We start from the raw sequence: 23,497 nt of genomic DNA, 5'->3' as shown, positions 1-23,497 counted from the left end.
TGCTTCAGGCGCCTGTAGATTATTTCCTACATTCTGATCACATAGCTGGCCGGCGCCCACCGGGCCCTGTTAGTATTTCTTATCACATTACCACCGGTTGCTATTCCATTGCCCGGCAGGTAAATAATGCACAATAATCATGGCAGATATTCTTTCAAGTCAGCAGATAACACAATTCATACAAGACGGTTTCATTCGTATAGACAATGCATTCTCCGCCACCCTGGCCGAAGAAGCCCGCACTATACTCTGGCGCAATATGCCTGAAAACCCTCATGACCCCGCCACCTGGACGCGCCCGGTAGTGCGGTTGGGTATGTTCACTGAAGGACCATTTGTTAAAGCGGCCAATACTACGCTGCTTCACCAGGTGTTCGACCAGTTGGTAGGACAAGGTAAATGGCTGCCCTGTATGGCTATGGGCACCTTCCCGGTACGCTTCCCATCCCCGGAAGATCCGGGAGACGCAGGCTGGCATATAGACGTCAGTTTTGCCGGTGAGGATACCGGTGATTTCATGGAATGGCGCGCTAATGTACAGTCAAAAAACAGGGCGCTGCTGATGTTGTTCCTGTTCTCGGATACGGGGGAGCATGACGCGCCTACCCGCATCCGCAAAGGCTCTCATCTTGATGTGGCAAAGCTGCTGCAGCCGGCGGGGGAGCAGGGGCTTTCGTTAAGGGAAATAGCGGCCAGTCTGGATGCCTTGCCTTCAAAGGAAGAAGTGCTGGCCACCGGAAAGGCAGGTACCGTATACCTTTGTCATCCCTTCCTGGTACATGCCGCGCAACCCCACCGGGGCAAAGAGCCGAGGTTTCTGGCACAGCCGCCGCTGCTGCTGAAGAAGGAACTGAATATTGAAAAACCTGAAGCACCGGTTGAAAAGGCCATTCATCTGGCATTGGCGCAATCATGAAAATCAGTGATAGCGCACCCATGAGCAAAAGACCGCTTGATGCCGCGCCAGTGTGGGCGCGGTAAAAGCGCGCCAAATGCGGACATGCTGCAAAAAAGGGCCGGGGCACTTGCATATATCATAAATTAGCAATAGTTTGTAATTATTGCAGAGAATAGTTAAGTGTACCCCGGCCCATTGTAGCACATTGTATTTGTATTCACCCAATAAATCCACGTTTATGATCCAAAAAACCCTGGTAACAACGTTTGCCCTCACCACGTTAGCATTGCAGTTTTTTTTGTTTACGACCGCCTGTCGTAAACCGTTGCCCAAAGAAGCCCTTCATAACGGGCTTGCCACTACGCAGCCACTCAGCGCCCAATCCGCAAACCTGAAGGTGGGCATCAACGGTCACCCGCTGAACACCTACGCTTACAATGCCAGCTCTTCTACGGTGGCAGGTGTGAGCTATACCACGCAGGCAGCTATGATAGAGCAGCTGGGCATGGGCTGGTACCGGATAGATGTGTCCACGCAGCCCGATGGGCAGGCGGTGAACCATGCCAAGCTGCTGGACATCATAGCCAAATGCTCTGCCAAAAACATCAAGATCCTTCCCATGGTGTATGACCGTTGCCGGTATGACGGCACGCCGCAGGAAGCTTATGACGAAGCCTTTGCCCAGATGGCCGGCTTTGCTGCGCTCTATGGGCAGTACTTCGATCATTTCGAGCTGGGCAATGAATGGGAGTTGTTCGACCACCTGCTCTCGAACGGAGACGGCCGTGTGCAAAGCAATTATGACATGGCCCGTGTGCTGATTGCGGAGCAGTACGTAAAAGGCATGGAAGAAGGTCTCAAATCCGTACTACCCAACGCCAAAAGCATGGTGAACACCGCTGGTTATTTCCCCATTTTCTGGATGGACAGAATGCTGGCCGCCGCACCCACTATCAACATCTGCGCCTGGCACCTGTATTCCGAAATGCCGTCTGCCTACCAGGGCAACCTGGGCATCAGCAACATCCACCAATACCTGTTCAACCGCTATCAGCGCCCCATCTGGTACACGGAAACTAACGCCCGGTCCAAAGAAACACTTACGCAGCAGCAGAATGAAGACCGGTCTAACGACTGGCGCATCCGCCTCACTTCTGAAGTACAGGCTGAACCGAGCGTAGAAGCTATTATTTTCCACGAGTTGCTGGACCAGCCGGAGCGGGCAGGTAGCGCTAATTATGAAGAAGAGAACTTCGGCTTTGTGAAGTTCAACGGCTATCCCGGTAAAACGGATTCCGTAGCGTTTAATGCCTGGAAAGCGGATCCCAACCGGTACCAGAACTGGTCTTACAAAAAACAGGCGCTCGATTCCGTGAGGCCAGACCTGGTGGTAACAGATGTTACCTGGGTGCCCGCCTTCCCTGAACCGGGAGAAGTGGTCACTTTCACAGCCGTTATCAAAAACCAGGGAGATACCGCTACACCTGCCGGCGTTATTCACGGCGTTGCCTTTAAACTGAACGGTGTGAACGTGGGCTGCAACGGAAGCTCGGTTACTTCGCTGGCGCCCGGCGCTTCCAGAACGCTGACGGCTAACGGCTGCTTGCCTTCCACGTGGACGGCGGCACTGGGTACTCACTCTGTTGTAGCAACGGTAGACGATCAGTTCCGTTTTAATGAAAAGAGCGAAACCAATAACACCCGCACAGAAACCTTCACCGTGAACCCACCGCGGCCAGACATGATAGTGACAGACATTACATGGACACCTGCTAACCCTGTGGCTGGTGATGTAGTACGTTTCACCGCAGTGGTGAAAAACGTAGGCACAGTAGCCACTCCTGCCAGTGTAATCAATGGGGTGAACTTCAAGGTGAACGGCGCCAGCGTAGGCTGCAATGGCTCCTACACTGCTTCACTGGCGCCCGGCGCCTCCATCACCTTGGTGTCTAACGGCTGCTCGCCCAGTACATGGACGGCCGTTTCCGGCACACATACTGTTGTAGTGAAAACAGATGATCAGAATCGTTTTGCGGAGCGGGATGAAACTAATAATACCCGCACGGAGAGCATAGTGATACCATAGTGAAGGTCTTGTTACGCATAGCCGGCGGGCCAGGGTTGCCGGCGTAAAAATATTATGCCTAAATTGAGGGTCTGAAACGAAATCCGTTGTATGAAAATAGCCACTTATAATGTAAACGGCATCAACAGCCGCCTGCCGGTGCTGCTCCGCTGGCTGGAAGAATCTGCGCCTGATGTGGTATGCCTGCAGGAGCTGAAGGCCCCGCAGGAAAAGTTTCCTGAACAGGCCATCCGTGCTGCCGGGTATGATGTGAACTGGCACGGCCAGAAAAGCTGGAATGGCGTGGCCATCCTGTCTCGCATAGGGGAGATCAAAGAGCTGCGCCGCGCGCTACCCGGAGACCCTGATGATGTGAACAGCCGCTACATAGAAGCAGTGGTAGGCGGTATTCTCGTAGCCTGCCTTTACCTGCCCAACGGCAACCCGGCGCCAGGCCCCAAGTTCGATTACAAACTGAGCTGGTTCAAACGCCTGCAAACGCATGCTAAAGAGCTGCTGGCACAGGAGCTGCCGGTAGTGCTGACGGGAGACTTCAATGTGATGCCCACAGAAAAAGACGTGTACAAACCGGAGCGCTGGGTAGACGATGCGCTCTTCCGTCCGGAAACCCGCGCAGCCTTCCATGAGCTGATGCAGCAGGGCTGGACGGACGCGGTGCGCCACCTTCATCCTGATGAGACCATCTATACTTTCTGGGACTATTTCCGCAATGCCTTTGGCCGCAACGCCGGCCTCCGCATAGATCACTTCCTGCTTAGTCCGCAACTGGTGCCACGGCTGCAGAAAGCCGCAGTAGACATGCATGTGCGCGGCTGGGAGAAATCTAGTGACCACGCCCCGGTGTGGATCGAGTTGAAGTAGCAGCACCGGCCACGCTCCGGTTTATCAGAGACACCGGTTGCGGTGAGCGGCATAGCGGCAGTGGTTTATATCAAGACAAGTTTGCTGTTTGTCGGACCGTTGGTAAAATATTTTTCCGATTCTCATTTTTTAAATTACTTTTGCATCATCATAGCAGTTCCTGGCAGGAGCTGCTATTTTTTTATGCTGGCAAATACTGAAGAAGCACCCCAAACGCTACAAACCCCTTTTAGACAATGAAGACGAACCATGCATTCATGGCATTAACTGCCTTATTCCTGACTGTATTGTCATGCAAGAAAAACAATGGCCCCGGCGCCCCGCCAGACAATGAGCGCATTCCCGTAATAACCGCGTTTACTCCCTCCCATGGTGTGGCCGGCACGGCTGTCACCATCACGGGCAAGAACTTTTCGGCCACCGCGGCAAACAATGAAGTCACATTTAACGGCGCCGCGGCCGTGGTAACGGAAGCCTCAGCCACGCAGCTGAAAGCAACGGTACCAGCAGGAGCCGGTACAGGCAAGCTGCGTGTAACCGTTAACGCGCAGCGCGCGGTGTCTGCTACAGACTTTGTTGTAGATCCCTTACCGGATGGCATCGCAGACTTTACCCCTAAATCAGGGCCTTTTGGCACGGAAGTGACCATCACCGGCCGGGGGCTGCCGCTTTCTCCCAAAGTGAGGCTGAACGGCGTGGAAAGTGCGCTGAAAAGCAGCAGCGTAGACCAGATCATCTTTACCATCCCTTTCAACACCAGCCTCACCAGACACAAGATCACGGTAGAGGCAGACGGCAGGCTCTTTGAGAGCGCGGCGGAGTTTGAAGTGACTGCTCCCGGCAAGTATGCCACCTGGGGAACTCCCACAGTTCCGCCCAACGCGCCCGGCGCCAATATTTACCCCGGCGGGATATCTTTCGTTTATGGCAACAGGTTATACTGGGGCTTCCGTAGTCTGGCAGCCAATATCAACACCGCATCCTTTCACGTGTGGGACCCCGCCAAACCAACGGACGGCTGGCTGATGACAGACCTTCCAGGCATACCCGCCAACCTGCAGAACGCCACCGCGGCAGTAGTGGGCAACCAGGTGCTGATAGGCAACGGTCTGCCGCAGGAGCATTACGCCCAATGGTGGGCATTTGACCCGGCCGGGGGCACGGTAACCGCGGCAGCGCCCTTTGCTGCTTTTAACCCGGGTATGGGTATTTCGTTTGTACTGTATGGGATGTTGTATGCCGGCTCCGGATTGGGGAATACGGATATTTACGCCAGGGATGCCAACGGCAACTGGAACAAAATGGCACAGGCTCCCTGGCGGCAGATAGACGGCGGCAATGCCGTTAATATGGGCAGTTACGTGCTCATCGGTCCCGCGCTGATGCAGCTGAACTCCCCCCGCAATGCCGTATTCCGTTTTTACCACGCCAACGGCGCCGCACAGCTGACGCGGGTGGCAGACTTCCCCGGCCAAACCGGTACCAACACCCCGGCATTTCACTGGAATGGCAAAGCCTACTTTGTTGCCGGCAGCCGCGTTTGGGAATTTGACCCCGCCAATGGAACTGACGGCGCCTGGCGCATGGTGCTGGATGAGCCGGTGGGTCAGTTTATTCAGCATGTTGGTGTGATCAATAACAAAGTGTACGGCTGGTCAGACAAGGGAACGATATATGAATTCCGTTTCAGGGATTAGCAGCGCCATATGGTTGGCAAGACAGGGTACCTGGCTATGGGAAATATGCTCCTGCAGCCAGGTACATTGTTCATCGATAGTACAGATTATACCAGGTGCGCAGCCGCAAATTTCTCGCAGTAATCACGAATGACCTGCCGCACCTCCCTGAACTGCGCCATGATCTCTTCCTCAGTACCTGTAGCCTTGGCGGGGTCAGGGAAGTTTTCGTGGAACTTTTGCGCACCGGAGGGAAATACCGGGCAACGTTCCCTTGCGTTGTCGCACACGGTGATGACATAGTCAAACGGAATGCCGGTGTATTCACTGACCTTGTTAGACGTATGCCCGGAAATGTCAATGCCGTCTTCCGCCATCGTGACAATGGCCCTGGGGTTTACCCCGTGCGTTTCAACGCCGGCGCTGTAAATTTCGGCGGTATTGCCTGCAAAATGCCTTAAATACCCTTCCGCCATCTGGCTGCGGCAGCTATTGCCTGTACAAAGTACCAGTACTTTTTTCATAAGATGATTTAAGAACAACACCCCGGCCCGCAGCAGCCTTCCACCGGCTTCTCCGCGTACACGGTGATGCTGTAGATACCGGACTGTCCTGATTTGATCTCTTCCGTTGAAAGGTAGCGGGAAAGAATGTCCTCAGGTATTACGATAGGTTTCTCCTTTTGGATGGTCACATTCCGGAAACCGTTGGCCTTGATCAGGTTGATGTAGTCATCTTTCCGGCTGGCGCCGGCTACACAGCCGGCATACATTTCCGCGGCGGCCTGCAGGGCGGGCGGGAGGCTGCCGGTGAGCACCACGTCAGATATGCTGAAGTGGCCGCCGGGCTTCAACACCCGGAATATTTCAGCAAACACGCCGTTTTTGTTCGGCACCAGGTTCAGCACGCAGTTGCTCACCACTACATCAGCCACGTTGCTGCTCACCGGCATCTGCTCTATGTCGCCCATTCTGAATTCAACATTGTTGAACCCCCGCGCTTCGGCGTTTTGCCTGGCTTTGCTGATCATGGCTTCAGTAAAATCGATCCCGATCACCTTGCCTGTATCGCCGGTTTCAGCACGCGCAATGAAACAGTCGTTCCCCGCGCCGGAGCCAAGGTCTATCACCACGTCTCCCTTTTTGATGTTGGCAAACTGTGTGGGCAGGCCGCAGCCGAGGCCCAGGTCCGCATCAGGGTTGTAGCCGTCAAGAGCGGTGTAATCTTCATTCATGATGTTGTATACTTCGCTGGAGCAGCTACCGGCGCCGCAGCAGGAGGCGGCGTTGGTTTCCTTGTCCTGCAGGGCAATTTGCCCGTATTTTTCCCGTACAATGGCTTTGAGTTCCTGTTCTGTAGGCATGATGGCAAGTGTTTTAGCTTAATTGCAATATTGCGATAGATAAAGGCAAAAAAAATCAGCAGCAATTGCCTTCGGATACGCTGCTGTCAAAAAACTTCGAAAACAGCTCCCGGTACTGTTTCCAGGTTTTGGGGTTGATACAATAACATACGGCCGTGCCTTCCACCGTACCTTGTACCAAGCCCACCGCCTTCAGCTCCTTGAGGTGCTGTGAAATAGTAGGCTGCGCCAGGCCGAGTTCTTCTACCAGGTCTCCGCAGATGCAGGTGTTGATCTTCACCAGGTACTGCAGGATGGCAATGCGGGCAGGATGGGCCAGCGCCTTGGCCATACCGGCAATATCATTCTGCTGCCTGGTAAATAGATCTGTTTTTGTTGCACCCATTTGATTGTAATATTACGATGATAGGTGATAAAAACAAAAAAAACTTCTCAGCATTCTTTTTTATACATTTGTCCGCATACAACCAGGTCTGTAACCAAGCCGCCACCACGGGGATGTACGGGGAAATTCAAAATCAGACATACTTATTGCATGAGATGGCTGCTGGCAACCAGCAAGCCCTCAAAACTATTGTGTCCGTTTTCTGGCCCAATGTATACGCGCATGCCCTGGCCTACCTGCGCTCTCCGGAAAAAGCGGAAGAGCTTACGCAGGACGTGTTCCTCGCCATCTGGGAAAAGCGGGAAAGCCTCCCCGGCGTAGAAAATTTCCGCGGTTACCTGTTCATCATTGCCAGGAACAAAATTGTATCCCGCTTGCGGGAAAAGCTTGCCGCGGAGCATACAACCGAAGAGGTGCATGCGGCGGAAACCCTGTATGTGCCGGACAGCCAGCTGGAGCTGAAAGAGCTGAACGGCCTGCTGCGCCAGGGCATAGCGCAACTGCCGCCCAAACGGAGGAGGGTGTTTGAAATGAGCCGGCTGGAAGGCAAAAGCCACGCGGAAATAGCGGCGGAGCTGAACATTTCAAAAGACACGGTGAGTGAATACATCACCCTGGCGCTTAACTTCCTGCGCACTTACCTGAAGAACAACGGCAGCCACCTGCATATAGCCATATTCTGCCTGTATTATTTATAGCGGATAAGAATATTGAAATTTTTTTTGACAGCCATCCCCGGTACCTCTTTTCTTTTGCGTCTTTATATGTAACCGCTAACCTGACAATATGAACAAGGCCCTGCTGCAAGAACTGACAGACAAATACATTACCGGTACCGCCACTGCTGCGGAAGAGCGGGAGCTGCACAACCTGCTGGCAGATCCTGCGTACCTGCAGGCGTTTGAGGAAATGCTGCTGGGCAGCCTGGAACAGGAAAAGTACGGGCAGGAGGGGCAGGAGGAGGTTTTCCGGCGCATTTACGCCCGTATTGAAGCCGCCATTCGCCCTCCTGCGCCGGTACGCCGCCTGAAGCCGTACCTGGCCGCTGCTGCAGCCGTGTTGCTGCTGGTGCTGGCAGGAGGTTTCTATTTCCTGCTGCAGCAACCGCCCTCACCGCCGCAAACGGCGCAAATGGAAGAGGTGATGTCGGGCAGCAACAAAGCCGTGCTCACGCTGGCAGACGGCAGTACGGTAACGGTAGACAGTACGGCGCGGCAAATTGCCCAGCAGGGCAGCGGCGCTATCCGGCAGCAAAACGGACAACTGCAATACACCGGCGCCACCGCGGCAGCGGGCGCCTACAATACGCTCACAACGCCCGCCGGCGGCCAGTACCGCCTCCGCCTGCCAGACGGCACGGAGGTATGGCTCAATGCGGCCTCATCCATTCGTTTCCCCATTTCCTTTGACAAACATGAAAGAAAAGTGGAGCTGACCGGCGAAGCCTATTTTGAAGTGGCGCAGCAGGCATCCGCGCCGTTTAAAGTAATGGTGAACCGGCAGGCGGAAGTGCTGGTGCTGGGCACTACGTTTAACATCAACGCGTATACGGACGAGCGCAACATCAAAACCACGCTGCTCAGGGGCAAGGTGAAAGTAACGGCAGGCAGCAGGGACATACAGCTTTCTCCAGGGCAGCAGGCCGTAAGCACGACCACTTCGTTAACGATCAACAACGCGGCAGACACTGAAAAGGCCATTGCCTGGAAAAACGGCCTGTTCAATTTCCAGGATGCCTCGCTGGAAGAGGTGATGCGCCAGCTTTCCCGCTGGTACAACATCACGGTGGTGTATGAAAACGGCATACCTGACATGGAGTTCTACGGCAAAATGCAACGCAACATCCCGCTTTCCACCATGCTCAAAATGCTGGAACGAACCGAAGTGAAGTTCAGGCTGGAAGGTAATAACAGGCTGGTAGTGCTGGCCGTCAAATAAGAGGAAACAATTCGCGCGTCACAAAAAGAATACGCCCCGGATTAGGGCCCGGGGCGCATCGGCTGACGTGGCGGACAATGAATACGCACAGTCGTGGCAGACTGGTTATTAGTCAACCAAATCAATGTAAATGTATGCAATTTAAAGCTATTTACAGGGGCCTTCTATTGCCCGGCTCCTGTAGCCAAATGTTCCGCGCCATGAGATTTACAGCTTACCTGTTGCTGCTTTGTTTGCTGCATGTTTCGGGGAAGAATATTGCGCAAACGGTTACTGTTGCAGGCAGTAACATGCCCCTTACGCAGGTGTTCAGCACCATTGAAAAACAAACGGGCTATGTAGTGTTCAGTAACAAAAGAGTGCTCGGCAACAGCCGTCCCGTTACGCTGAACGTAGTGAACATGCCGCTGCCCCGCTTGCTTGACATGGTGCTGCAGGGCCAGCCACTGGGCTATGAGATCAGTAACAAAACCATCCTCATCTACAAAAAAGACGATAGCAATGCCGGCAACGCGCTTGCCGCCACGCGGAACATCACGGGTATTCTGCAAGACAGTGCGGCCGTTCCCGTACAGCGTGCTTCCGTAAGACTGTTGCCCGGCAACAAGGGCACATCTTCAGACGCACGCGGCGCCTTCCTGCTGGCGGGCGTGGCGCCGGGTAACTATATGCTGGAAATTTCCTGCCTGGGTTACCAGTCACTCCGCATTCCCGTTACCGTAACAGCAACGGCAGACCTTGACCTGGGCAAAGTGCGCATGCGGCAGCAGGCTAATAACCTGGGGCAGGTGGAAGTAGTGGTGGCCTACGGCTCTGTAAAAAAGACAGACCTCACCGGCGCCGTAGGCCAGGTGGATATGGGAGACCTTGCCAAAGCGCCCGTAGCCTCCTTTACAGATGCACTGGCAGGCCGCATTGCGGGTGTACAGGTAGCCGCGCAAGACGGGCAGCCCGGCAAGGGAATGGACATTGTGATACGCGGCGCCAACTCCCTCACGCAAAGCAACGCCCCCTTGTACGTGATAGACGGGTTCCCGATTGAAGACCCGGAAGACGGCATGCTCAACCCTGATGACATTGAAACCATCAACATCCTCAAAGACGCCTCCGCCACCGCCATTTACGGTTCCCGTGCCGCCAACGGCGTAGTGCTGGTAGAAACAAAAAAGGGCAAGCTGGGCAAACCCGTTGTAACCTTCAACACCTCCTGGGGCATGCAGCAGGTGCAGAAAACAATACCGGTAATGGGGGCGTATGATTTTGTGGAATACCAGTCGGAGCTCAACAAAACCTCCGCTACCAATACCTATTTTCAGAACGGGCGCACGCTGGAATCTTACCGCGGTATGGAAGGCATCAACTGGCAAGACCAGGTGTTCCGTACTTCGCCCGTTATGATCAGCAACATTGCCGTAAGGGGCGGCACCGGGCAAACACGGTATTCCATCTCCGGCTCTGTATTTGACCAGCAAGGCATCATCATCAACTCCGGCTATAACCGCTACCAGGGCCGCATTGCCATAGACCAGGGTATTGGCCGCCAGTTCAAGGCAGGCGTTACGGTGAACTATAGCCGCATCAATACCAACGGCCAGCCGGTGGCGGAAGGTAACGGCCCCATGTTCACCACCTACCTGCTGTCCCGCGCCTGGGGCTACCGCCCCGTGGCCGGAGATCCGAATACAGACCTGATTGATGATGATGGCGACATGGCTTTCATCAACCAGTACGACATCAGGCTGAACCCCATCACCACCAGCAATAACGAGCATAACAAATCCAGCACCTCAGACTTCCTGGCCAATGGGTACCTCACTTATACGCCCATCCCTGACCTCGTGTTCCGCTTTGCCGGCTCCATGTCAAGCAGGCGGCGGCGGGGAGATGTGTTTTTCAACTCTAAAACCGTGCAGGGCAGCCCGCTGAACCCACGCAACGTCAGAGGCCAGCATGGTTCCGTTACCTATACGGAAACCAACATCTTGTCTAACGACAATACGGTGACCTACACCAAAAAGATCAACGATCACAAGCTCACAGCACTGGGCGGTGTTTCCTTCCAGAACTACAAAGCGGACACCTATGGGTATGCCGCGCAAAACCTGCCCAATGAATACCTGGGAATGCCCGGCCTTGATGAGGGCATTCCCTATACCGCCTATGCCACTTCCGGAGAAAATTTTATTGCTTCCTATTTTGGCCGCCTTACATACAACTACCGCTCCCGGTACCTGCTGGAGTTCACTTTCCGGGGAGACGGTTCCTCCAAGTTTGCGGAAGGCCACAAATGGGGCTATTTCCCCTCCGGCTCGCTGGCCTGGAACATGCAGGAAGAGAATTTCATGAAAGGCCTTTCATTCGTGTCCAATGCCAAGCTCCGTCTGAGTTACGGCAGCACCGGCAATAACCGCGTAGGTAACTACGATGCGTTTTCCGGCCTGAGTTTCCCCATCGGCAATTCCTATTCTTTCAACAACGCCGCGCCTTCCAAGGGCGCCATCATTTCCGGTCTTGGCAACCGCAACCTGAAATGGGAAACCACGCGCCAGCTGAACATCGGTTACGACCTGGGCCTCTACAACAACCGGGTGGAGCTGACGGTTGACTGGTACCGCAAGGTAACCAGTGACCTGTTGCTGAATGCAGACCTGCCCGCTACCATGGGCCTGGTGCAGGCACGCATGAACATCGGCAAGATCCAGAACCAGGGGCTTGAGCTGGCGTTAAGAACGGTCAATTTCAAAACGAAGGCCTTTGAATGGAGCAGCAACTTCAACATCGCTTTTAACCAGAACAAGATACTGGAGCTGGTGAGAGGGCAGGAGGCGCTGTATTCTACGGTGAACTTTGAAACGCAGTACAACAACAACCCGCCGTACATCTCACAGGTGGGGCAGCCCGCCGGGATGTTTTACGGTTACATTTTTGACGGCGTATACCAGCTGAGTGATTTTGACAAATCTCCTTCCGGCGTTTACACCCGCAAGCCCGGTGTGCATAACAATGGCGCCAACGCACAGCCCGGCCATATCAAGTACCGGGATGTGAATGGGGATGGAGATATTACACCGGCAGACCAGGTAGTGATTGGCCGCGGGCAGCCCATCCACACCGGCGGCTTCTCCAATAACTTTTCCTACAAGGGCTTTGACCTCAATGTGTTCCTGCAATGGTCTTACGGTAATGACATCCTGAACGCCAACCGCTACATGTTTGAAGGCAACGGCAACATCAGGCTCAGCCTGAACCAGTTTGCCAGTTATATGGACCGCTGGAGCGAAACCAATCCCACCAACAAGAACTTCAAACCTGGCGGCCAGGGCACCATTGGCAGCTATTCTTCCAGGGTCATAGAAGACGGTTCCTACCTGCGGTTGAAAACGGTGTCTTTGGGCTACAACCTGCCGGAACGTTACCTGAAGGCGCTGCATATGAGCAGGCTGCGGCTGACCGTGGCTGCGCAGAACCTGCTCACGTTCACGAAATACACGGGTATGGACCCGGAAGTGTCTGTACGCAGTTCCGTGCTTACGCCCGGTTTTGATTTTTCCGCCTATCCCATTGCCAGGACCATTGTGTTTGGCCTGAACGCTACTTTTTAATTCCTGACGCTCATACTATAAAACATGAAGTACAGAAAACTGATCTTATTTGCCGGTATGCTGCTTTCACTGGGCAGTTGCGTAAAAAAGCTGGACCTCCGGCCGCAGGATTTTGTTGAACCGGACGCTTACTACCGTACCGCCGAGCAGCTGAACGTAGCGCTCACCGGCGTGTATGACAACCTGGGCGTACTGTATTCCAACCCCATTCATTTCCGCTTCGGCTTTGAGGGAGATGAGCACTGGTACGTAAAGAACTCCCCGCTCAGCGGGCTGCATGTATATGATTACACCGCCGCACACCCTGATTTCCAGAGCGTGTGGAGCAATTTGTACATCGGCATTGGCCGCGCCAATTACCTGCTGGCCAACATAGACAAGAACCCTGAGATAGATGCCGCCCTGCGTTCCAAAGTAAGGGGAGAAGCCCTTTTCCTGCGGGCGTACTACTATTTTATGCTGGTGCAGAGCTTTGGCGGTGTGCCCCTGGTGCTGCAGCCGCCCGCATCGTTGAATGATGTGGACGTACCCCGCGCTACCGCCAGGGAAGTATACGAACACATTATTGCAGATATGACAGAGGCCGAAAAGCTGGTAGCTCCCATCCAGGAGCTGGGCTTTGGCGGCCGGGTAAACAAGTCTGCCGTACGCGGCATGCTGGCACGGGTATGCCTGTACATGGCCGGCCACCCGGTAAAGGACGTGAGCAAGTATGCTGAAGCACGCAGCTGGGCCAAAAAGGTGATAGACGATGCGGCCGCCGGCCACGCCCTGAACCCTTCTTACGTAGGCGTGTTCATGAACCTGATCACAGACAAGTATGATATTAAAGAGTCTTTATGGGAAGTGGAGTTCTGGGGCAATAAATCAGACGCCTATACGGAAACCGGTTCCCTGGGAGACGTGAACGGCCCGGCTACACAAAATACGCAGACGGGTTTTGCCTATGCCGGCATCAAGGCCACGGCAGACCTGTATTACCGTTTTGAGGAAGGAGATGCCAGGAGGGACTGGTGTATTGCCAATTTCAACTACGGCACCGCCAGTCAGCCCGCTTTTTTCAGAACCTACGTTACCACCGCTGTAACGCGGAACACGGCTTACAACCGCTGGCCCGGCAAATACCGGCGGGAATATGAGCTGGTACTGCCCAAAAACAACACGGGTACGCCTACCAACTGCCCGCTGCTGCGTTTTTCGGACGTGCTGCTGATGTATGCCGAAGCAGAGAACGAAATAGCAGGCCCCACTGCGGAGGCTGTTGAAGCCGTGAACAAGGTGAGGAAAAGAGGATGGCGAACAGGCATCAAAACAGTGACCATCACCAACGGCGGCGCCGGCTATACTGCAGCGCCTGCAGTGAGCTTCACCGGCGGGGGAGGCAGCGGCATCAGGGCTACTGCTACAGTATCTGGCGGCAAGGTAACGGGTATTACTTTCGCATATGATTCCGTGACTGGCAGGGCATGGGGTATGGGATATACATCTGCCCCGCAGATAACTTTCACCGGCGGCAACGGCTCCGGCGCTGCGGCAACGGCTGCCATCTACACGCCTGCAGACGCGCAGGTGCCTGCGGCAGCAACGGCCGGGAAAGAGGAGTTCCGGAAGTTTTTGCAAGACGAGCGCTCCAGGGAGCTGAACGGGGAAACCTTCCGGAAGGCAGACCTGCTGCGCTGGGGCATTTTTGTGGAACGCATGCACCAGTTATCTGCCACCATACAGCAAGACCTGGGCAACCTCACTACGCCCGCCTACCTCAATCTTTACATCAAAGGCTTCGGCCCCAATATATCTGAAAGGAACACGCTCTGGCCCATTCCTACCAAGGAACTGACCTTAAACAGGGCATTAACCCAAAACCCGGGATGGTAATGCATTAAAACGATATGCTCATGAAACGTATACTGATCATCTGCTGCATGCTGGTGCTGACCATGGCATGCAAAAAAGAAATATTGCCTGAAACGCCTGATTTCAACGTAACGGCTGCTGCCTTCACCTTTGCGGCGGGCAAGGAGGGAACTTTTGAATTTAACGGTACGGCTGGCATCATTGCCTTTTACTCCGGGGAGGCCGGCCGTGAATACGTGGCGGGCGGCGCGCCGGATGGCGTTAATAAGTCTATTTCCGTAAAAGGGTATTCAGATTCCCGTCTGCAGCGCTTTACGTACACGTATGCCGCCAAAGGCGAATACAAGGCGTATTTCATCGGCAAAAATACCAGCATTTATGGCAGCAGGGAAGTAGTGAAGGCCGTTACCGTCACTGTTACAGAATAAGTACAACTAAAACGTATCCGCTATGAAAACAATTTTACTGACTTTGACAGTGATGTTGGCAGTGTGCGGTCCCGCTTCGTCCCAGCAACGGTCCGTGTCTTTTGACAACGATATTCCCGTCAACTGGCAAACCAATTCAGACACGCCGCTGGCGCGCAGCAGCGAACATGTAAAGGCAGGCGGCCACGCCCTGCTGTGGAAGGCGGCGAGCGGCAACTACCTCAGCGCATCAGCGCTGGGCATTCCTTCCGCCGAAGTGGGCAATGCCACCACCGGTCAGGCGCAAATATTCTTCTACGTGCCGCAGGCATCGGAAGATACGCTGCTGTTCCAGTTCCTTGACGAAACCGGCGCCATCCGCCGCGAAGCCAAAATGCTGCTCAACTTTTCAGGCTGGCGGGAGTTTCACCGTTCCTATTACTATGACTACGGCAACAGCGCGGGCCTGCCGGGCTTCAATCTGGAAGAGATGCGCATCACCTTTCGCCCGCAAAACCCTGCCAATACCTGCACTGTTTACATAGACGAGGCCACTATTATCGGAGATAACAATGTACGCATACCCGGCCCTCATGTGTGGCCTGACTATACAGCCTTCCGCAAGCACGTTACCAACGCGCCTTACATGAATGTGCTGGAGAACTGGAAAGCCGGGCCAGACCTGCCCGTTACCACGGCCACCGCGCAGGAGCTGGCAGATCTTGCGGTGTTGAGAAGCCGTTTTTCCCGCCCCGTTCCAGACACTTCCGCCGCCGCTGTTACCGCCGCCAAAAACTATGTAACGGCCTGCCAGATCACAGTGAATGCAGACGGCAGCCTCAACGGCGCAGGCATTTCCAACATTTACCAGCCCGCTACGCTGGTGCTGTTGTCTAATCATGTGGCCGCGCTGGCAAGGGCGGCCAACAAGGGTGATGCAGACGCAGAGGCCAAACTGCTGTTGTTCACCCGGTATTTGCTGAGTGAAGGCCTGGCGGAAGGCGGGAGAATTGTACTGCAAACAAATTCTTATCCCAACGCGCGCACCTTCCCTGTGGGTTTCCTGGAAGCGCTGACGTTTTACCCGGCCGCGCTGCGGGAAGAAGTGCTGAACATGCTCAAATGGAGCAATGAATACAGCGTGATATACGGCGCCACTTTCACGGAAGGTTACAGCGTTGATTATCTCAACATCCGCATTGCCTTCCTGTTTGAGCTGGCGCTGGCCAATACGGATGACAACGTGGCCGTGAGAGACCTGAAAATGGTGAAACGTTTCCTGGAACGCAATACCGTGCCCGGCATTGGCGGCAGGGACGGTATGAAGCCGGATGGCGTAGGGTATCATCACGGCTCCCAGCACACCAGCTACATGGGCGCCTGGGGCCGGTGGATAGAAATGGCAGACCGGTTGAAAGGCACCGTGTACCGCGTCAACCTCGCTTCGTACGAAAACATCAGCACAGGCTTTAAATACTTGCTGGCAGGCTCTTCCGGCGGCGTGCTGTTTGCACATGCCGAGTCTGGCCGCAATCCTTTTCCGGCTGCGCTGCCCGTGAGCCTGGCGCAGTTTCAGCAGTTTGCACAGATTGGCGGGGATATTAAAAACACCACGGCAGACCCGGTGATGGGCGCCTTCTACAACGCTGTAACCGGCACCACCACCTTCCCTGTACCTGCTGTATCCGCAGACGGCTTTTATCAATACAATTACGGTGCATTGGGCATTCAGCGGAAAAGGAGCTGGGTAGCCGTGATGCGGGGTTTTACCAGCAAGATATTCGGCGCGGAAATATACAGCGCGGAGAACCGCTACGGGCGTTACCAAAGTTACGGCACGCTGGAAGTGCTCTACGGCACCACGTTGGCGGCTACGGGATATACATTGGCCGGCAAGGGCTGGGACTGGAACGTGATGCCCGGCACCACCACCGTTCACTTCCCCGACTTCCTGGGCCTGCAGCCGGTGAAAACCACTGCCATGGAGTTTCAGAATAACAACTTTGCCGGCTCCTTGTCCCTCGGGCAAAACGGCATATTCGGCCTCAACCTTGACGAACGCGCCAATGGCAACTACAGCCCGTCAAGACTGAAAGCCAAAAAATCCGTGTTTGCCTTTGACACCATACTCGTGTGCCTGGGCAGCAGCATCAACGCCCTCAACGGGTTAGGGAACGTGGCTACCAATCTTTTTCAGACCATCAACAAAACCAGCATCGGAGATATTTACGTGAACAGCACCACGCCGCTGTCTACCCATCCCTATGACGAGCTTTTTGATACGCAAACCGCCGGCCTTTGGCTGCTGAACGCGCAAACCACGGGGTATTACGTGCCGCAGGGCAACGGTACGGTGCAGGTGGTGAGAGGCCTGCAGTCTACACCCAGAGAAACGGTGGCAAACCAGAGCCTGCCCAATTCTTTCGAGTCTGCTTATGCCAGCAAAGCCTGGATGAACCATGGCGTCAATCCTGTGAATGCGAAGTATCATTTTGTAGCCGTACCCGGCACCACGCCTGCCGCCATGCAGGCGCTGGCTCCGCAGCTGGCTGGCGGCACGGTGTACAGCGTGCTGCGGCAAACAGATACCATGCATATTGTGAAGTACCACCCGGCTGCGCTCACAGGATATGTGTTCTTCAAAGCCAATACCGCCGTCAATACCGGGCATATCAAAAGCGTATCGTCCGTTTGCATTGTGGGCATACAGGAAAACGGCGACGAGATCACCCTCAACATCAACTCGCCGGATATGAACATTCAAACTACCACTGCATTTGACAATTACTGGAAAACACAGCCGCGCACGGTGAGCCTGGTGTTGAACGGCAACTGGGATGTAGTGGAGAACCTTCCCGGCGCAGCCATCACCCAGCAAGCCACCACCACTACCGCGGTGTTTACGCTGGAACACGGCTTTGCGCAAACCATCCGCCTGAAAGTGCCGGAAGCTTTGCAACGGGCGCAAACGCTGGCTGCCCTGGCCGTGAAGCCAGCTGAAGACCGGTCGTTCATCCTGTTCCCGAACCCTGCTTCCCGTCAACTGGAGACCGGCTTCACCGCAACCCGGGCGGGGGCGGCCTACATCCGGGTATTCAACATGCAGGGCGCCGCGGTGCTCGTGAAAAGCATCACGGTAAACAAGGGGTATAACCGCCAGGCGGTAGACGTAGCAAGCCTGCCGCCCGGCAGTTATGTACTGGTACTGGATGGAGCCGGGCTGCAGGAAAGGAGCCTGTTCATCAAACAATAAAACGGACGTTGTTATTAAAGCATAAAAAATGAACCTGAGTTTCAGAGCCTGGCTGCTATGCCTGGGCATGGCGGCCCTTACGGCCTGTCAGCAAAAGAACACTAAAAAGGAAGCGGCTTCACTGCTGCCGGAAAGTGATAATGAAGATGTAGCCCGCTACATGCAGCAGTTCAGCGGCGTAGGCGCCCTGAGCGATTCTTCGGAGCCTACAGCGCCTAAAGATGCGCTGGCGCATTTTAAGTACCCGGCAGACCTTGCGCTGGACCTGGTGCTGGCTGAACCGCAGGTGGTGCAGCCGGTAGAGCTGAGCTTTGACCACCGCGGCAGGCTGTGGGTAGTGCAGTATCACCAGTACCCTTACCCGCAGGGACTGAAAGTAAGCAGCATAGACAACTACCTGCGCATAAAATTCGATAAAATTCCCGCCGCCCCGCCGCAAGGCGTGAAGGGCGCAGACAAGATCACCATCTTTGAAGATACGGACGGTAACGGTACTTTCGACAGGTCGACGGATGCCGTTACGGGACTGAATATTGCCACGAGTGTACAAACGGGACGTGGTAAGGTCTGGGTGCTCAACCCTCCGTATCTTCTTGCTTATCCTGATGCCAATAACGACGGTATTCCTGAAGGCCCGCCGCAGGTATGCCTGGAGGGTTTTGGCCTGGAAGATACCCATGCCGTGGCCAACAGCCTGCGCTGGGGCCCTGATGGCTGGCTGTACGGCGCGCAGGGCAGCACTACCACCGCCAACGTAAGTTCATCTGTTTCTAAAAATATAGCTTTCCAGGGCCAGGCCGTATGGCGGTACAATGTGGATACACAGGTGTTTGAAGTGTTTGCTGAAGGCGGCGGTAATACCTTTAACGTGGAGTTTGACAGCAAGGGGAGGCTCTTTTCAGGTGATAATGGTTACAACCGCGGTCCTTATTTCAAACAGGGCGCCTATTACCAGAAAAGCCTTGGCAAGCACGGCCCCTATACCAACGCCTATACCTTCGGCCATTTGCCCAGTATGCCGCTTACAGGGGAAAAGAAACGCTTCACCCATTCACTGGTGCGCTATGAAGAAACCGCGCTGCCGGAGCGTTACCGCGGTAAAATGATAGCTGTTAACCCGTTGCTGAACTTTGTGCAGCTGACGCGTTTTGCAACAAAAGGCTCGTCATTCGCTAATGTGGACGAAGACAAGGTACTGCAAACAGATGACCGCTGGTTCCGCCCCGTCAACATCAAAACCGGCCCGGACGGCGCGGTGTACCTGGCAGACTGGTATGACAGCCGCCTTTCCCATGTAGACCCGCGTGATACCTGGCATAAATCTTCCGGCAGGGTGTACCGCCTGCGCAGCAAAAGCGGAAACCGCCCAGTGCCTCGTTTCGATTTGAGCCGCTATACTATACCTCAACTCGTCACCCTGCTGCAGGACGAGAATAAATGGTTCCGTCAGCAGGCGCAGCTGCAGTTTGCCAACCGGGCAGATAGATCGGCCATACCCGCCTTGCTGCCCCTGCTCCGTTCCGGCAACCCGCAGGCCGCGCTGGAAGCGCTCTGGGCCATTCACGGCAGCAAAGGGTTTACCGACGATATGGCGCTTGAAGCCCTGGCGCATCAAGACCCGTATGTAAGGAGCTGGGCAGTGAGGCTGTTGGGAGACGGCAAGGCTGTGTCTGTCAGGGCCGGGGAGGGGCTCGAGCGGCTGGCAAGAAAGGAGCAGCACCCTGAAGTAAGAAGCCAGCTGGCCGCTACCGCCAAACGGCTGCCCAGCAGTGTGGCCGTACCTGTTATCACCGCTTTGCTGAAAGACAACAAAGATGCGGAAGACCCCGATATTCCACTGCTCACGTGGTGGGCCATGGAAGCCAAAGCGGAAACAGACCGGGAGCAAATACTGGCCATGTTCGGCAACAGTGGCTTATGGCAGAACAAAGTAGTACAGAAAACCATTCTGCCGCGTTTGGTACAGCGTTACGCAATGCCCGGCGGAGAAGCTAACTACGCCGCAGTGGCCAGGCTGCTTGCGCTGGCTCCTTCAAAAAGCATGGTGAAAATATTGATAGACGGGTTGAGCGAAGGCCTGCGGGGAAAAGATATCAATGCCCTGCCTCCTGTGCTGGCCAAAGCCATCCAGCCCTACCAGGCGGAGCTGTTTGGCGCTCCGCTGGCGCTGGAGGTCAAGCAGGGCAACGCCAAAGCAACCGCAGCAGCTATCAAAACCATTACGGATACCAAAGCTGCCACCCGCCACCGCCTGGCATATATCAGGATCATGGGGGAAACCCGGCAGCAGCAGGCAGTACCCGCCCTGCTCAAAGTAGTGACCGCCGCCGGCGCTTCCGCCGCGCTGAAACAAACCGGCCTGCAGGCATTACAGTACTTCAGCGCGCCTGAAATAGGCGCCCGCGTAGTAGCTGCCTACCCGCAGCTGCGGGGAGATGAGGATGTACGGAATGCGGCCATAGACCTGGTGGCCAGTCGCGCCGCGTGGGCCGCCGCTTTCCTTGACGCTATTGAAACACAAAAAGTGATCAGCCCGGCGGATGTGAGCGAACAGGCCGCCCGCAAGCTGCAACTACTGAAAGATGAGGCCATCACAACGCGGGTAAACCGGCTGTGGCCGAACGTCAAAGTAGCTACCGCCGCCGAAAAGAACGCCAGCATGGCCCGCTACGTGAAGATCATCAAAGCCGGCGGGGGAGATGTCGGCAAAGGAAGAATACTCTACCAGAACAATTGCGGCGCCTGCCACCGCCTGTTCGATGCCGGCGGCGCCATCGGGCCTGATCTCACGGGGTACGACAGGGATAACATCAGCAGCATGCTGCTCAATATCATAGACCCCAACGCAGACATCCGGGAAGGATACGTGATACACCGTGTTATTACCACAGACGGGCGCACGCTGGAAGGAAAGATCGTTTCCCGCAACGGGGATGCCATCACCCTGCAGTCCTTGGCAGGTAAAGACATGACGCTGCCTGCCTCCCAGGTAAAGGAAATGAAAGCACAGCCAACGTCCATTATGCCGGAGCGCATCCTCGACAGGCTAAGCGAGCAGGAGGTGAAAGATATTTTTGCGTACATCATGAAGAAGTAGGCGGGGAGGCGTTATCTTTACCTGACCCTAAAAGGCAGGGATGATGAAAACAACAACGTCCTTATTGCTCAGAAACCTCCTGTTCACCATTTTACAGCCCGGTGTGGTGGCCGGGTTGATTCCCTGGCTGATTGTTCGCAGCCACCGCGCTACACCGGTTTCTCCCTGGCTTCACTATCCAGGCATTGTCCTTTTTGCAGCAGGGGTGATAATGGTGCTGGCCTGCATTGTACAATTCGCTTTACAGGGCGCAGGCACGCTATCTCCCGCAGATCCTACGAAGAAACTGGTGATTGCCGGTTTGTACCGGTATTCAAGGAACCCGATGTATATTGGTGTGATGATGACGTTGGCGGGAGAGGCCATGGCCTGGGGGAACATATATCTCTGGTTATATGCTGCGCTGATCTTTCTCTGTTTCTACCTGTTTGTACGGTACCGGGAAGAGCCGCGGCTGCGGCGGGATTTTGGGGAGGAATACGATGACTACCGGCGGCGGGTGAGGCGGTGGTTCTAGTAAGATACAACAGAACTGCTAGCTGCCCGGTCTCACAGACAAAGCATGATGAAACACCTTCAGCGGGTCCCATTTCCGCTTTACCTGCTGCAACCGCGGGTAGTTTTCCTTGTAATACAGCATATGCCACGGCTCGCCAGACTGGTTCCAGGCCGGGTCTGCAACGTCTGTGTCAGGGTGGTTGATCATGCAGCCGTCTGCCTGTACATCGGCGCCTTTGGCACGCAGCGTTTCAACGGGCGTGAGCAGCTGTTCATGACTTATTCCAATTTACAACGAGCATTGGTGAAAGACAGTATGAAGCTTGTGCTGTACAATGTGAATGGCCAACACCCTGTGCAGTTATTCAACCTGGCCAAAGACCCTTTTGAAAAGGAGGACCTGGCAAACAGGAAGGAATATCAGCCCAAAGTGATGGCCATGCATAATTTGCTCTATGCAGAGATGCGCTCTTATGGCGACTTTTGTGACCCTGCAAAAAAAGACTGGGGCTACCCAAGGAAACTAAAATGGGAAGATGCCTTGCGCATCAACCCATAATGAACGTTATCTGCCGCAGTCCGCGCTCCATGAACGGCCGTCTCTCGTAAACCCTATTACCAGCCTGTCTTTATTGATAGTGATCAGTCCCGTGCCGGCGGAGCCTACGCTTACCAGGGTGTTGTCATCCTTTCTTTCAAACTGTACGCCGGTAAGGTCCGGAATACCGTCTGAAAAACGGAAGTCATACCGGGTGTCTATTTTGGTAACGAACACGCTGCCGTTGTCTTGAGAAATATTCTTTTCGGCATCAGTGTATCCTATTTTACCCCTGAACGTCCCGGCAAAAATATCTCTATCCGCGGGGTCTGTGTCTTTACTGCAAGATGTAATAACGAGTGCTGTGAACAACAATGCGCCCATGATTTTTAGTATCGATTTCATACTGACAGATTTGGTATGTAGATGAAAAAGCAATTTGCATACCAAAGTGGTGTACGGTTGATGGGAGAGGGGTGATTACAGCAGTATAGCGTAGTGTGATATAGCAGCTTTAACGTCTGAATGAGGGGAATTTTGTTATAGTATGATCATGACCAGGTGCAAATAGGAGCATCAGAATAAAGATGATAACTATCAGAATTGCAAGATACCTTCGCCACTTGGGTATATCTTCTGATTTGCGTGTCATAACGTTACTATTTCCTTTTTTCTAAAGAAACGGTTCACTTGCCAGCAGGGGGCTGCAACGGCTCCTCGGTTGGTTGTTTCTCTATAATATCGGTGGTCGTTTTCATGGCAGGAGCACTTATCGTTATTTAAGGTATAAAAAAAGACGATGCTTGCCAAATGGGAGCCTTATCCCTGGCAGCATAAAAACCAGCTCCTTTTATATATGTACTACATATTAAAATAGCTTCATCAGTTCCAAGCCGTCAGGCACCGCAAACACCCTGCAGTAACCCCCACCCAGGCGCATTCTCCTATTCCCTTATCAATGCGTACAGAATACACTTCCCCGTTAATCAACAACTATTTTCAAAAAGTATTTGGATGAATCAAAAAACTGCCGCATATTTG

Annotated in this window: 18 protein-coding genes; 13 read left to right on the top strand and 5 right to left on the bottom strand. The window is 54.4% G+C overall.

Features of this window, described 5'->3' with window-relative positions; translation table 11 throughout:
- The first annotated feature begins 139 nt into the window (after positions 1-139).
- The 4 genes from ABDW36_RS24230 to ABDW36_RS24215 all read left to right on the top strand — a co-directional run bounded on the left by ABDW36_RS24230 (position 140) and on the right by ABDW36_RS24215 (position 5,542).
- Positions 140-916, top strand: a complete 777-nt coding sequence (locus ABDW36_RS24230; RefSeq protein WP_343704525.1) for a phytanoyl-CoA dioxygenase family protein — start codon at positions 140-142, stop codon at positions 914-916.
- Positions 917-1,136: 220 nt separating this feature from the next.
- Positions 1,137-2,984 (top strand): CARDB domain-containing protein, encoded by a 1,848-nt coding sequence (locus ABDW36_RS24225; RefSeq protein WP_343704524.1) that lies wholly within the window; start codon positions 1,137-1,139, stop codon positions 2,982-2,984.
- A gap of 90 nt (positions 2,985-3,074) precedes the next feature.
- Positions 3,075-3,845: an exodeoxyribonuclease III gene (xth, locus tag ABDW36_RS24220; RefSeq protein ID WP_343704523.1), complete on the top strand. Its 771-nt coding sequence runs from the start codon at positions 3,075-3,077 to the stop codon at positions 3,843-3,845.
- A gap of 236 nt (positions 3,846-4,081) precedes the next feature.
- Positions 4,082-5,542 carry an IPT/TIG domain-containing protein gene (locus ABDW36_RS24215; protein ID WP_343704522.1) on the top strand — a complete coding sequence of 487 codons (1,461 nt, stop codon included), beginning with the start codon at positions 4,082-4,084 and terminating at the stop codon, positions 5,540-5,542.
- 86 nt (positions 5,543-5,628) lie between these two features.
- On the opposite strand, the gene ABDW36_RS24210 is transcribed toward ABDW36_RS24215, so the two are convergent.
- From ABDW36_RS24210 to ABDW36_RS24200, 3 genes are read right to left on the bottom strand one after another with little or no spacing between them, the layout of a single operon-like run.
- Positions 5,629-6,045: an arsenate reductase ArsC gene (locus ABDW36_RS24210; RefSeq protein ID WP_343704521.1), complete on the bottom strand. Its 417-nt coding sequence runs from the start codon at positions 6,043-6,045 to the stop codon at positions 5,629-5,631.
- Between the two features lie 8 nt (positions 6,046-6,053).
- Entirely contained in the window at positions 6,054-6,884 is an 831-nt protein-coding gene (locus tag ABDW36_RS24205; RefSeq protein WP_343704520.1) for an arsenite methyltransferase, read from the bottom strand.
- 55 nt (positions 6,885-6,939) lie between these two features.
- On the bottom strand, positions 6,940-7,269 hold the full coding sequence (locus ABDW36_RS24200) for a metalloregulator ArsR/SmtB family transcription factor (protein WP_343704519.1): 330 nt from the start codon (positions 7,267-7,269) through the stop codon (positions 6,940-6,942).
- 17 nt (positions 7,270-7,286) lie between these two features.
- Here ABDW36_RS24200 and ABDW36_RS24195 point away from each other — a divergent pair, with 17 nt between their 5' ends.
- From ABDW36_RS24195 to ABDW36_RS24160, 8 genes are all read left to right on the top strand, one after another.
- Positions 7,287-7,967: an RNA polymerase sigma-70 factor gene (locus ABDW36_RS24195; protein ID WP_343704518.1), complete on the top strand. Its 681-nt coding sequence runs from the start codon at positions 7,287-7,289 to the stop codon at positions 7,965-7,967.
- 88 nt (positions 7,968-8,055) lie between these two features.
- Positions 8,056-9,207, top strand: a complete 1,152-nt coding sequence (locus ABDW36_RS24190) for a FecR domain-containing protein (protein ID WP_343704517.1) — start codon at positions 8,056-8,058, stop codon at positions 9,205-9,207.
- Between the two features lie 200 nt (positions 9,208-9,407).
- Positions 9,408-12,809, top strand: a complete 3,402-nt coding sequence (locus ABDW36_RS24185; RefSeq protein ID WP_343704516.1) for a TonB-dependent receptor — start codon at positions 9,408-9,410, stop codon at positions 12,807-12,809.
- A gap of 24 nt (positions 12,810-12,833) precedes the next feature.
- Positions 12,834-14,684: a RagB/SusD family nutrient uptake outer membrane protein gene (locus ABDW36_RS24180; protein ID WP_343704515.1), complete on the top strand. Its 1,851-nt coding sequence runs from the start codon at positions 12,834-12,836 to the stop codon at positions 14,682-14,684.
- Between the two features lie 20 nt (positions 14,685-14,704).
- A complete protein-coding gene (locus ABDW36_RS24175) occupies positions 14,705-15,091 on the top strand; it encodes a DUF5017 domain-containing protein (protein WP_343704514.1) in 387 nt (128 codons plus the stop codon).
- A gap of 22 nt (positions 15,092-15,113) precedes the next feature.
- Positions 15,114-18,323 (top strand): polysaccharide lyase family 8 super-sandwich domain-containing protein, encoded by a 3,210-nt coding sequence (locus ABDW36_RS24170; protein ID WP_343704513.1) that lies wholly within the window; start codon positions 15,114-15,116, stop codon positions 18,321-18,323.
- A 28-nt stretch (positions 18,324-18,351) separates the two neighbouring features.
- On the top strand, positions 18,352-21,420 hold the full coding sequence (locus ABDW36_RS24165) for a PVC-type heme-binding CxxCH protein (protein WP_343704512.1): 3,069 nt from the start codon (positions 18,352-18,354) through the stop codon (positions 21,418-21,420).
- Between the two features lie 40 nt (positions 21,421-21,460).
- Positions 21,461-21,937, top strand: a complete 477-nt coding sequence (locus ABDW36_RS24160; protein WP_343704511.1) for an isoprenylcysteine carboxylmethyltransferase family protein — start codon at positions 21,461-21,463, stop codon at positions 21,935-21,937.
- Between the two features lie 18 nt (positions 21,938-21,955).
- Here ABDW36_RS24160 and ABDW36_RS24155 read toward each other — a convergent pair whose 3' ends face one another.
- Positions 21,956-22,126, bottom strand: a complete 171-nt coding sequence (locus ABDW36_RS24155; RefSeq protein WP_343704510.1) for a BBE domain-containing protein — start codon at positions 22,124-22,126, stop codon at positions 21,956-21,958.
- Between ABDW36_RS24155 and ABDW36_RS24150 the strand changes: the two genes are divergently transcribed.
- Positions 22,115-22,477, top strand: a complete 363-nt coding sequence (locus ABDW36_RS24150; RefSeq protein ID WP_343704509.1) for a hypothetical protein — start codon at positions 22,115-22,117, stop codon at positions 22,475-22,477. The genes ABDW36_RS24155 and ABDW36_RS24150 overlap by 12 nt on opposite strands.
- Before the next feature lie 6 nt (positions 22,478-22,483).
- On the opposite strand, the gene ABDW36_RS24145 is transcribed toward ABDW36_RS24150, so the two are convergent.
- Positions 22,484-22,861, bottom strand: a complete 378-nt coding sequence (locus ABDW36_RS24145) for a hypothetical protein (protein ID WP_343704508.1) — start codon at positions 22,859-22,861, stop codon at positions 22,484-22,486.
- Positions 22,862-23,497 lie beyond the last annotated feature (636 nt).

The sequence above is a fragment of the Chitinophaga sp. genome (genome assembly GCF_039596455.1).
Taxonomy (GTDB): Bacteria; Bacteroidota; Bacteroidia; order Chitinophagales; family Chitinophagaceae; genus Chitinophaga.
The sequence above is the reverse complement of the archived record's forward strand: the minus strand, read 5'-3'. Positions and strand labels throughout refer to the sequence as shown.